Genomic DNA, 12,022 nt, shown 5'->3' with positions numbered 1-12,022 from the left:
AACGTCGGGATGAATATCGGACATGTGATGCGCGGCCTCATGGGGGATGTACAACAAGGCGAAGGCAAAGCACTCGAATTAAAGGCCGGTCAAGTCGTGCGCGGCGTCGTTCTGCAGGTGATGGACGATAATGAAGCGTTGCTTCAGATTAACGGCAGTCAGGTTCGAGCGAAACTGGAGACGGGCTTGGCTCCCGGACAGAGCGCGTTGCTTCAAGTTCAGCAGCCATCGGAGAACGGTCAAATCGTCATGAAGACGGTGGATTCGCAAGCCGCCGCCCCGTCTGATGAAACGGTGAAGGAATGGGTGAAATCGCTTGGTCTGCCGGAGACGAAATGGGCCGGGGAGTTGGTTCGCGATTTGCGCCGCAGCGGCGTCACGCTGAACAAGCAAGTGATCGGTCAGTTTATGCAGGCAGCGGAGATGAAGCCTGCTAAAGCGGATATGCAAAGCTGGATGCAAACGGCGGCCGTGGCGGTGAAGCGAGGGCTGCCGATGACGGAGGCGACCATGAAATCGCTGCATCAAGCGTTGAGCGGTCCGCCGGTGCATGAGCTGCTGCAGAAGCTGGAGAGCGGACTCGCGCAGTTTCTAGGGTCTTCAAAGACACCGGAAGGAACGAGCGCGACTTCGGCGCAGACGGCTGCGGCAAAAGTTGTCCAGCTGTTGGCGGAAGGCGCGGATTTGATGCAGCTGTCGGAAGACGGCGATCTTGCGGCTATGCAAAGCAAGACGGGGGTGTCGACTTCGACCGGAGTACCCGCGAATACGTTGGCGGCAGCCAAAACGGAAACAACCGTAGGCGAGGTGGAGGACACGTCTGAAGGTGCGACGAATTCGCCTGCTCGAAGCGAGGGTCAGCCGGACACGCCGGAAGTAGCTAACGCTCAAACGCGAAATCAGCTCGGCGGCGCGTTAGGGCAGCTGATGAAGTGGTTTGGCGTTGATCACGAGCGATTACTTGCGCAAGCCGCGCGCGAACAAATAACGACCGCGGATGCGGGCGCACAAGACACCGTGACGGCCGATGTAACCGCGCAAGGGGCGAAGGGGGCAGAGCAACAGCGAGCATCTCAGCAAGGCTCACAGGCCCATCCGTCGCCGTCTGCTGCATCCGGGCAGCCGGGGGCGGCAGTCGCGGCTCAAACTCAGCAAACGGTATCAACGCAACCTTCGGCATCATCGGCTCAGATTTCTAGTACTCAGCAGGTCGGGCAGACCCAATCTGTATCGATCGCGCAACCGCAGCAAGGTACACCGGTCGTGCCGACTGTACAGCATCAGCTGGCAAGTCCTGCATCGCATGCCGCCCAGCCGCAGCACTCGTCTCCGATTCCCAACGAGGGTGGCGCAACGAAGCATGAAGGTGCAATAGCCGATCAAACGCTTAAAGCGGCGGTCGGTGGAGTAGCGGACCGCATCGGTAGCCCGGTATTATCGGAGAAGATTACTCATGTACAAGGACAGATCTTGCAAGGAACTGACTTGATTGCCGCCGGACCCAAAGCGGACCCCGCGGCTCCCACGGAGTCGTTGAAACATGCGCTTATGTTGCTGGCCGGCAGCGATGACGTGCCTCCGGTGCTCAAAGAAACCGCCCAGCAGCTCATTCAGCAAATTACGGGCCAGCAGCTGTTGTTGTCGCCGGAACGCAATGGTTCGCCTTTTACGCATGTGACGATGTTCATTCCGCTCAAGACGGCGGATGGCGACCAGACGGCTTCCATCCACATTCAGACGAGAAGAGGGCGCAAGGGGGAATTGGACGCGGAAAACTGCCGGCTCATGTTCGATCTGCGCATGAAATCGCTAGGCGATACGATCGTGGACGTGCAAGTTGTTGATAAAATCGTATCGCTGCGGCTGTGGAACGATCATCCGGCCATCGAGAGCCTGCTCGACGGCTCGCGCGCCGAAATTACGGAGGCGCTGAAGCAAGCCGGCTATCAGCTGTCTTCGCTTCGCTCGACGCCCATGCCGGACCGGCTAGCTTTTTCCGATACGCCGCCAGCGGCGGTACCGACACCCGTTCAAGCAGCATATGCGTCCAAGCCTTACAAAGGGGTGGATTACCGGGCATGAAGCCAAATCAACCAAGCGGCAAGGGGCAGGCGACGCCCGCTAAAAAAGCTGTTGCGCTTAAGTATGAACCGGGCACAGGATCGGCGCCGGTCGTCGTCGCGAAAGGAAGCGGCCGGATCGCTGACGTCATCGTCGAGAAAGCCGCCGAGAACGGAGTGCCGGTTCAGGAAGACAAATCGCTCGTCGAAGTGCTGGCGAAACTGGATATTGCCCAGGAAATTCCTCCCGAATTATACATGCTTGTCGCGGAAATTTTAAGCTTCGTCTATCGTTCGGACAAACGGGCGGGAGGACAGCTGCAATGACCGCAAGGCATCCGTTACGTGGCAAGAAAAATGCGACGGGGCAGCTAGGAGAAGAGATCACGGCTAGACACTTGGCGTCTGTTGGCTATGTCATTTTGAACCGGAATTGGCGCTGCAGATCGGGGGAGTTGGATCTCGTCGCGGTACATCGGGGCGTCATCGTGTTCGTCGAGGTTAGAACGAGGACTTCCGGGGGGCGGTTTGGCACAGCTGCCGAGTCTGTCGATTATCGGAAGCAGTTACAAGTTCGCGCTGTCGCCGAAGTATATCTGCATCGGTTCGGCTACACTAGCGCGTCCGTTCGTTTCGATGTAGCGGCTATCACGTTGGATCGGATCACGGACGAGGTCTTGGAGTTCCGACATTTCGAGTCCGCGTTCTGAACGATGGTACGTGCGCAAATAACCTCCTTTTCAGCCCCAAACGATAGGTTTGCCGGCTTCATCGATCTCAAAATGGATTGAAGACGGCAAATTGATATCATTCGATGCGGCTGAAAAGGAGGTTTTTAAATTGAGTGGTCCGCGAACAACCATTATATGGGTAGTGACTGGTCTGGCAAGCTGAACGAGCGTAATTAGCGCGCGTGCAAATTACGGTCGAGGCTTCGGTATCCAATCGCTTCCGCAACATGCGGCGCGTCGACGAGTTCGCATTTCTCGATGTCCGCGATGGTGCGGGCCAGCTTTAGAATGCGGTCATGCGCGCGAAGGCTGACGCCCAGCGAATCGAAAGCCAGTTTTAACAATTCGTTCGCTTCCCGGGTTCGAGATACGGCGCGTTGAAGGGAGGCTCCGGCTAGGGCGGCCAAAGGGGCTCCCGTATATTTGAGCCGTTCCTGCCCGCGCTCATGAGCTTCAAGCACGTGTTTGCGCATTTCCGCAGAAGACATTCCCGGTTGCAGCCCGTCGGTATTAACTGGCCGCGCGACTTCAATGTGCATGTCGATCCGATCAAGCAGCGGACCGGAGATTTTGGCGCGATATCGCGAGATCGCAAGCTCGCTGCATTGGCAGCGCTTGTCTTCCGTATCATGGCCGTAATAGCCGCACGGGCAGGAATTCATGGAACTCGCGAGCAGGAAGTGGGCGGGGAAACGGAAGACGGCTCTCGATCGCGCAATGGTTACCTCGCGGTCTTCAAGCGGCTGACGCAGCACTTCCAAGGCATTTCTCGAGAATTCTGGCAGCTCGTCTAAAAACAGCACGCCTCGATGCGCAAGCGTCACTTCGCCTGGTCTCGGGATTGAACCTCCACCGATAAGACCCGCTGCCGAGATGGTGTGATGCGGCGTGCGAAAAGGACGTTCGCGCAGCAGCGAAGCCACGCCATGCGGCAGCTTGCCGGCGGAACTGTAGATTTTGGTAACCTGCAGCGCTTCATCTTCCCCAAGCGGCGGCATGATACCGGGGAGTCGCCGGGCGAGCATCGTCTTGCCCGTTCCGGGAGGTCCGCTGAAGAGCACGTTATGATTGCCGGCCGCGGCAATCATGAGCGCCCGCTTCGCATGATGCTGGCCGAGCACGTCGCCGAAGTCGCCATGCGCGGATTGCTCCACTTTCGAAGGCCACGACGTCTCCGATGCAGGGTCATATCGAAGCGCTTCCCATTTGTCCGATCCGCCACCGCCTTGAAGCTGGCTCAGATGCCGCAGCGCAAACAGTTCCATGCCTCCGATGAAGGAGGCCTCCGGCGCGTTGCCGGCAGGGAGCAGCACTCTTGTCATGCCGCTCAGCTTGGCTTGCTCGACCATGGCCAGCACGCCGGGGATGGCTCGAACCTCGCCGCTGAGCGCCAGTTCCCCGAGCACGAGCGTGTCGCTTAAGGTTTCCGGCTTCAGCTGCGCGCTGGCAGCCAAGATGGAAGCGGCGATGGCAAGATCGAACGCGGTGCCTTCCTTGCGCAGATCCGCGGGAGCCAAATTAATCGTAATACGTTCAAGCGGAAAGTTGAAGCCGCAGTTTTTGATCGCTGCCCGTACCCGTTCCACCGATTCGCGCACGGCGGGGTCGGGCAAACCGACAACGTTGACCTGAGGAAGACCGCTCGCGATATCCGCTTCTACCGCGATTAATTTACCTTCTATCCCGTATACGCTTGCGCCACAAATCGCGACAAACACAAAAAGCACCTCCATCAATTCGGATGAAGGTGCTTCCTCACAAATCCGTTCCACATTTTTATTACCCTCATCATAGAGGGCTTCACGGCGGGTGTCAATTGCCGTCGACATACGTTTATCCCAGAGAGATGCTTCGATTTTGCAGGCACGCGCGCCGATTTGGCGGTCCGCTCATAATCTGACAAGCGAACGGCCATACTACGCTTTGGCTGGCTTGCATCTTAAGGCTGCCCAGTCGATGGATTCATCATGCGCCATTCACGAGCAGGATGCTTCTATCATCTCAATTTGAGATGAAATCCATATCAAAATAACGCGGTTTTTCTAGACGGAAAATAAGGTAATAGCTGACGGATGTATGTTACAATAGTGAAGGTTTTTTGTGTGTACATACGTAGTATTTGACTGCGGATAGGAGGATTTTCGTTAATGAATATCCATGAGTATCAAGGCAAAGAAGTGCTGAAGCAGTATGGTGTAGTCGTACCTGAAGGCAAAGTTGCGTTCACGGTGGACGAAGCGGTGGCGGCAGCGGAAGCGCTGGGCACCCAAGTCGTTGTCGTAAAAGCGCAAATCCATGCCGGCGGCCGCGGTAAAGCGGGCGGCGTTAAAGTTGCGAAAAACTTGGACGAGGTACGCGCATACGCATCCGAAATTCTCGGCAAGACGCTTGTTACGCACCAAACGGGACCTGAAGGCAAAGAAGTTAAGCGCTTGCTAATCGAGCAAGGCTGCGACATTAAGAAAGAATACTACGTGGGCGTAGTCGTGGACCGCGGTACCGGCCGCGTCGTCATGATGGCCTCCGAAGAGGGCGGTACGGAGATCGAAGAGGTCGCCGCGCACACGCCTGAGAAAATTTTCAAAGAAGTGATTGACCCTGCCGTCGGTCTTCAGCCTTTCCAAGCTAAGAAGCTGGCGTTCGCCATCAATATTCCGAACGAGCTCGTGAACAAAGCCGCGAGCTTCATGATCGCGCTGTACACGGCATTCGTGGACAAGGACTGCTCGATCGCGGAGATCAACCCGCTCGTCGTGACCGGCGACGGCAATGTTATGGCGCTTGACGCCAAGTTGAACTTCGACTCCAACGCGCTGTACCGCCACAAGGACATTCTGGCGCTTCGCGATCTGGACGAAGAGGATGCGAAGGAAATCGAAGCGTCTAAATTCGATCTGAGCTACATCGCGCTCGACGGCAACATCGGCTGTATGGTTAATGGCGCCGGACTCGCTATGGCGACGATGGACATCATCAAATACTATGGCGGCGACCCTGCCAACTTCCTCGACGTAGGGGGCGGCGCTACCAAAGAGAAAGTTACCGAAGCATTCAAAATCATTCTCTCCGACGATAAAGTCAAAGGGATCTTCGTCAACATCTTCGGCGGCATCATGCAGTGCGATATTATCGCGGAAGGCGTTATCGCCGCTGCCAGAGAGCTCGGTCTTGACCGTCCGCTCGTCGTTCGCCTCGAAGGCACGAACGTGGAGCTTGGCAAGAAACTGCTGAACGAATCCGGACTGAACATCGTTGCTGCCGAATCCATGTCCGACGGTGCGCAGAAGATCGTCGAGCTCGTGAAGTAATAACTTACTTGTAGCCCGCGAGCCGCTGGCGCCGCGGCATATGAATTCATATAGGGGATGTGAGTCTCGAAATGAGTATCTTGGTTGACAAAAATACAAAAGTCATCACGCAAGGCATTACGGGCAAAACAGCGTTGTTCCACGCCAAAGGCGCGCTTGATTACGGCACGCAAATGGTAGGCGGCACTTCGCCGGGCAAAGGCGGGACGACCGTCGACATCAAGCTGGAGAACGGCGAAACGAAATCATTGCCGGTATTCAACACGGTGGTTGAAGCCGTAGCTGCTACGGGCGCTACCGCGTCGGTTATTTACGTACCGCCTGCATTTGCGGCAGATGCGATCTTGGAAGCGGTAGACGCGCAGCTGGATCTCGTCATCTGCATCACGGAAGGCATTCCGGTTCTGGATATGGTTAAAGTCTCCCGTTACATGGAAGGCAAGAAAACTCGTCTGATCGGTCCTAACTGCCCGGGCGTCATCACGCCAGGCGAGTGCAAAATCGGCATTATGCCGGGTTACATCCATACGAAAGGCCATGTTGGCGTCGTATCGCGCAGCGGAACGCTCACGTACGAAGCGGTTCATCAGCTGACGACTCGCGGCATCGGCCAATCGTCCGCGGTAGGTATTGGCGGCGACCCGGTTAAAGGCTCCGAGTTCATCGACATTCTGAGCATGTTCAACGACGATCCGAACACGTACGCGGTCATCATGATTGGCGAAATCGGCGGGTCGGCGGAAGAAGAAGCGGCAGAGTGGGTCAAAGCGAACATGAAGAAGCCGGTTGTCGGCTTCATCGGCGGCGCGACGGCGCCTCCGGGCAAACGCATGGGTCATGCGGGCGCGATCATCTCCGGCGGCAAAGGCACGGCAGCCGAGAAAATCGCGACGCTGGAAGCTTGCGGTATTAAAGTAGCGCCTACGCCGTCGGATATGGGCTCCACGCTCGTCTCCGTGCTCGAAGAGCAAGGTCTGCTCGAGAAATGTAAAACTCACTAATATTAGCGCGATAAAAAGGTAAGCAACCTTTCGATTTTCCGAATTTTCGGAAACGAAAGGTTGCTTTTTTTAATTTTTTCAAAAAAATGACGATCTTATCGATGGATGCGGCTTGCAATCTGTTTCCTAGTCAAGCACAATAGGGTAAGGATGCGGGTCCGCCCTTCGGAGAAGGGACGGATGTATTAATGAAGCAAAATAATGAATCGCTGATGGAGGCTGCAGTCATTGTCCTCCACGAAACGACAGGCATTGGCTGGCAGACGATTCGGAAGGTCGTCCAACACGGCGCTTGGAACCAATATGCGGAGTACGGAGCTGCCGATTGGCAGCAACAATTCGGAATGAAGTTCGAGCAGGCAAGCGCAGCTTGTGCCGCTATGAGACGAGTGGCCGCGGAGAATCCAAGGGAGGCAGCCCGTCGGCGCGGCATCATGCTGCTCACTCCTTTTCAGGAAGCGTATCCTAAGCTTCTGCGGCACATTCCGCAGCCGCCGTGGGTGCTATATGCGGTCGGAAGAATCGATCTGTTGGAAGGACTCGGCATTGCGATCGTAGGAACGCGCGGACCGACGGCTTACGGTCGACGAACGGCGCTGGATTTATCGAAAGCGTTGGCATCGAGAGGATTGACGGTCGTGAGCGGGATGGCCCGAGGAATCGATGCTTATGCGCATGAGGGAGCGATAGGCGAGACGGGATCGACGATCGCCGTTCTCGGAACGCCGGTAGACGTTGTTTACCCGCCTCAGAATCGCGGTTTATACGCGGACTTGAAGGAGCGAGGGCTTATTTTGTCCGAAGTGCCGCCAGGTACTCCTTTTCATCCCGGACATTTTCCGCTTCGCAACAGGATAATCGCAGGCTTGTCCGTAGGGACGCTGGTCATCGAGGCGGCTGAACGAAGCGGTTCGCTCATTACGGCAACGCAAGCGCTGGACATGTCCCGCGAAGTGTTCGCGGTTCCGGGGCCGATCTCGTCGCCCAAGAGCGCCGGCACAAACCGACTCATTCGCGAATGCGGGGCCAAGCTCGTCACCGATGCGGCACATATTATTGAAGAATTTCCTTGGATGGATGTCCTGAATGCGCAATCGTCCAAGTCTCTTGTGAACAAGCAATCCGAATCTTCGGCGCAGTCGCTCTTGAGCGTCGAAGAAGCGAATATTTACCGGTTATTGCAGGATGAAGCTAGGACGATGGACGAGCTGCATGAGGCTTCGGGTTATCCTTTTGGACTTTTGCACGCGATTCTGATAAATTTAACTATAAAACGGAAGATTGAACAGCATCCCGGTTCATTATACAGCGTTACATAGCAGTTAACGGAGAGGAGGGCGCTAGTATGGCAGCAGATTCGCTCGTCATTGTCGAGTCGCCGGCTAAGGCGAAGACGATTGGCAAATACCTTGGCAGCAAGTTCATCGTCAAGGCTTCCATGGGTCATATTCGCGATTTGCCCAAGAGTCAGATCGGCGTTGAAGTCGAGAACGATTTCAATCCTAAATATATTACGATTCGCGGTAAAGGCAGCGTTCTTAAGGAATTGAAAGATGCGAGCAAGAAAGTGAAAAAAGTGTATCTCGCAGCTGACCCCGATCGCGAAGGCGAAGCGATCGCATGGCACTTGGCGCATTATTTGGAGTTGAACGAGAAAGATCAATGCCGCGTCGTATTTAACGAAATTACGAAGCAGGCCGTGAAAGACGCTTTCAAGACCCCGCGTCCGATCAATATGGATTTAGTAAACGCCCAGCAGGCGCGGCGCATCCTTGACCGCCTTGTCGGTTACAAAATCAGTCCGCTGCTCTGGAAGAAAGTGAAGAAGGGGTTGTCAGCCGGCCGTGTGCAGTCGGTTGCGGTTAAGTTAATCATTGATCGCGAGAACGAAATCGACGCGTTCGTGCCTGAAGAGTATTGGACGATTACGGCGCAGCTCAAGCATAAAAACTCCGCTTTTGAAGCGAAGTTCTACGGGTTGAACGGCGAGAAGCGGGAACTCGGCAGCGAACAGGACGTGCAGGAAGTACTCGCCGCCATGGGGACGGGAACATTCCAAGTCATCGACGTACGGGAAAAAGAACGACTGCGTAATCCGGCGCCACCATTCATTACGAGTTCCTTACAACAAGAGGCGGCAAGAAAGCTGGGCTTCCGGGCATCCAAGACGATGTCGGTCGCGCAGCAGCTTTATGAAGGCGTGGATCTCGGCAAGGAAGGCACGGTTGGTCTGATCACGTATATGCGTACGGACTCGACTCGGATCTCTCCTGTGGCGCAAGAGGAAGCGAAAGGGTACATCGAAGAGAAATATGGCGCTTCGTACGTGCCCGAGCAACCAAGGGTGTATACGAAGAAGAACAGCAACGCGCAGGACGCGCATGAAGCGGTTCGTCCGACGTCGGTAATTCGCGATCCGGAATCGGTGAAGGAATTCCTGAGCCGGGATCAATTCCGGTTGTACAAATTGGTGTGGGAGCGCTTCGTCGCTAGCCAGATGGCTTCGGCCGTTCTCGATACGATGACGGTCGATTTGACGGTCGGCTCCGCAACATTCCGCGCCGCCGGTTCGAAGGTTAAATTCCACGGCTTCATGAAGATCTACGTGGAAGGAAACGATGACGGCACGACCGAGGAGGAGAAGTTCCTTCCGCCGCTGGCCGTCGGCAACGAAGCAGTCTCGGAGGCGATCGATCCGAAGCAGCATTTTACCCAGCCGCCTCCGCGATATACGGAAGCCCGGCTGGTACGCACGATGGAAGAGGTCGGCATCGGCCGTCCGAGTACATATGCGCCAACGCTGGAGACGATACAGAAGCGCGGATACGTCGCGATCGAGGAGAAAAAATTCGTGCCGACGGAGCTCGGCGAGCTGGTCATCCAGCTAATGGAGGAATTTTTCCCCGAGATTTTGGACGCCGAATTTACGGCCCATATGGAAGGCGATCTCGACCATGTCGAGGAAGGAACCGAGAACTGGGTTCGCGTACTCGGTCAATTTTATGAGTCGTTCGAGAAACGGCTTGAAGTGGCCGAGGACGAGATGAAGGAAATCGAGATCCAAGACGAAATTTCCGACGAGACATGCGAGAAGTGCGGCAAACATATGGTGTACAAGATGGGGCGCTTCGGCAAGTTCCTTGCTTGCTCCGGATTCCCGGACTGCCGGAACACGAAACCGATCGTGAAGGATATAGGCGTCGAATGTCCGAAGTGTCACGAAGGTAAAATCATCGAGCGACGGAGCAAGAAGGGGCGAGTCTTCTACGGATGCGACCAGTATCCAGGCTGCGATTACGTCTCGTGGGATAAACCGGTTAGCAAGCCGTGCCCTTCCTGCGGAGGGCCGATGGTGGAGAAGCGCAATCGCAGCGGGGCCAAACACGTATGTACGCAATGCGACTTCTCGGAGGAATTGGTTGAAGATGCGGATCAGGCGGAAGGTTGAATGAAGCTTGATTTCGCATAGAAGAAAGGTAGGTACATGTTTTGTCAGAACAGCAGCAACGAGTAACCGTAATCGGCGCGGGTCTGGCGGGAAGCGAGGCCGCATGGCAAATTGCTTCCCAAGGCGTTCCCGTGACATTATACGAAATGCGCCCGGCGACTAAGACGCCGGCGCATCATACGAACAATTTCGCCGAATTGGTATGCAGCAACAGCCTTCGCGCGAACGGACTACAGAACGCGGTAGGCGTCCTAAAGGAAGAGATGCGCCGTATGCAGTCGCTCATCATGGATTGCGCGGACCGTAACGCGGTCCCGGCGGGAGGAGCTTTGGCCGTTGACCGTGACGGTTTTTCCGGGGATGTCACGCGATTGTTGAAGGAGCATCCGCTTGTTGAAGTACGCACGGAAGAAGTGAAGCATATCCCGGAAGACGGCATCGTCGTCATCGCGACGGGACCGCTTACGGCGGACGCTCTCTCGAAGGAAATTCAAGCTTTGCTGGGCGAGGAATACTTCTACTTCTATGATGCGGCGGCGCCGATCGTAGAGAAGGATTCGATCGACATGTCCAAGGTGTACCTGGCGTCCAGGTACGACAAGGGTGAGGCGGCGTACTTGAATTGCCCGATGACGGAAGAGGAATTCAACGTCTTTTACGATGCGATCATTACGGCCGAGACAGCCGCGCTCAAGGAGTTTGAGAAGGAGCAGTATTTCGAGGGCTGCATGCCGATCGAAGTCATGATGCGCCGGGGCAAACAAACCGCCCTTTTCGGCCCAATGAAACCGGTTGGACTGATCAACCCGCATACCGGCAAATTGCCTTATGCAGTCGTTCAGCTTCGCCAAGATAACGCCGCTGGCACGCTCTATAATCTCGTCGGGTTCCAAACCCATCTGAAGTGGGGCGAGCAGAAACGCGTCTTCTCGTTGATCCCGGGTTTAGAGCAGGCGGAATTCGTCCGATTCGGCGTCATGCACCGCAATACGTTCATCAATTCGCCGAAATTGATGAAGCCGACGTATCAATTTGCTCGCCGGGACAACTTATTTTTCGCCGGTCAAATGACGGGCGTGGAAGGCTATGTCGAGTCTGCCGCATCCGGATTGATTGCCGGACTGAATGCGGGACGCCTGGCACGCGGTCTAGATCCAATCGTACTGCCGGAAGATACAACGCTCGGCAGTATGGCTCACTATATTACGACAGCAGACTTTAAACACTTCCAGCCGATGAATGCCAATTTTGGATTGTTCCCGCCGCTGGAGAAACGAATTAAAGGAAAGAAAGAAAAGAATGAAGCCATTGCCGGACGCGCGTTAGACCGATTGGCGCAATTCCAGGCATCGGATCTGGAAGGTACCCCTGTAGAAGGCTAAATTTAGCTAACATCAGATTATCCGATTTATCCGAGCTTGACGTGGGCAACGTTAGTTTATACGATCAATCGCAGCGGGAACCGGTATGCCGG

The 12,022-nt window shown here is 55.5% G+C and carries 9 protein-coding genes; 8 read left to right on the top strand and 1 reads right to left on the bottom strand.

Features of this window, described 5'->3' with window-relative positions:
• Positions 1-9 precede the first annotated feature (9 nt).
• The 3 genes from BCM02_RS06065 to BCM02_RS06055 are packed head-to-tail and all read left to right on the top strand — an operon-like array spanning position 10 to position 2,770.
• Positions 10-2,082, top strand: a complete 2,073-nt coding sequence (locus BCM02_RS06065) for a flagellar hook-length control protein FliK (RefSeq protein WP_148928170.1) — start codon at positions 10-12, stop codon at positions 2,080-2,082.
• Positions 2,079-2,387 (top strand): EscU/YscU/HrcU family type III secretion system export apparatus switch protein, encoded by a 309-nt coding sequence (locus tag BCM02_RS06060; RefSeq protein ID WP_148928169.1) that lies wholly within the window; start codon positions 2,079-2,081, stop codon positions 2,385-2,387. The genes BCM02_RS06065 and BCM02_RS06060 overlap by 4 nt, the downstream gene beginning before the upstream one ends.
• Positions 2,384-2,770 carry a YraN family protein gene (locus BCM02_RS06055; RefSeq protein WP_148928168.1) on the top strand — a complete coding sequence of 129 codons (387 nt, stop codon included), beginning with the start codon at positions 2,384-2,386 and terminating at the stop codon, positions 2,768-2,770. The genes BCM02_RS06060 and BCM02_RS06055 overlap by 4 nt, the downstream gene beginning before the upstream one ends.
• A gap of 194 nt (positions 2,771-2,964) precedes the next feature.
• Here the strand turns inward: BCM02_RS06055 and BCM02_RS06050 are convergent, their stop codons facing one another.
• On the bottom strand, positions 2,965-4,509 hold the full coding sequence (locus BCM02_RS06050) for a YifB family Mg chelatase-like AAA ATPase (RefSeq protein ID WP_148928167.1): 1,545 nt from the start codon (positions 4,507-4,509) through the stop codon (positions 2,965-2,967).
• Positions 4,510-4,938: 429 nt separating this feature from the next.
• On the opposite strand from BCM02_RS06050, the gene sucC reads away from it, so the two are divergent.
• The 5 genes from sucC to trmFO all read left to right on the top strand — a co-directional run bounded on the left by sucC (position 4,939) and on the right by trmFO (position 11,930).
• On the top strand, positions 4,939-6,099 hold the full coding sequence (sucC, locus tag BCM02_RS06045; RefSeq protein WP_148928166.1) for an ADP-forming succinate--CoA ligase subunit beta: 1,161 nt from the start codon (positions 4,939-4,941) through the stop codon (positions 6,097-6,099).
• A gap of 71 nt (positions 6,100-6,170) precedes the next feature.
• Positions 6,171-7,100: a succinate--CoA ligase subunit alpha gene (gene sucD, locus BCM02_RS06040; RefSeq protein ID WP_148928165.1), complete on the top strand. Its 930-nt coding sequence runs from the start codon at positions 6,171-6,173 to the stop codon at positions 7,098-7,100.
• 188 nt (positions 7,101-7,288) lie between these two features.
• Entirely contained in the window at positions 7,289-8,419 is a 1,131-nt protein-coding gene (gene dprA, locus BCM02_RS06035; protein WP_246183245.1) for a DNA-processing protein DprA, read from the top strand.
• Positions 8,420-8,445: 26 nt separating this feature from the next.
• On the top strand, positions 8,446-10,548 hold the full coding sequence (gene topA / locus BCM02_RS06030; RefSeq protein ID WP_148928164.1) for a type I DNA topoisomerase: 2,103 nt from the start codon (positions 8,446-8,448) through the stop codon (positions 10,546-10,548).
• A 41-nt stretch (positions 10,549-10,589) separates the two neighbouring features.
• Entirely contained in the window at positions 10,590-11,930 is a 1,341-nt protein-coding gene (gene trmFO, locus BCM02_RS06025; RefSeq protein ID WP_148928163.1) for an FADH(2)-oxidizing methylenetetrahydrofolate--tRNA-(uracil(54)-C(5))-methyltransferase TrmFO, read from the top strand.
• Positions 11,931-12,022 lie beyond the last annotated feature (92 nt).

Source organism: Paenibacillus methanolicus, from assembly GCF_008124765.1.
Lineage (GTDB): Bacteria > Bacillota > Bacilli > Paenibacillales > Paenibacillaceae > Paenibacillus_Z > Paenibacillus_Z methanolicus.
Note: the sequence above shows the minus strand (reverse complement) of the source record. Positions and strands in the feature narration are given on the sequence as shown.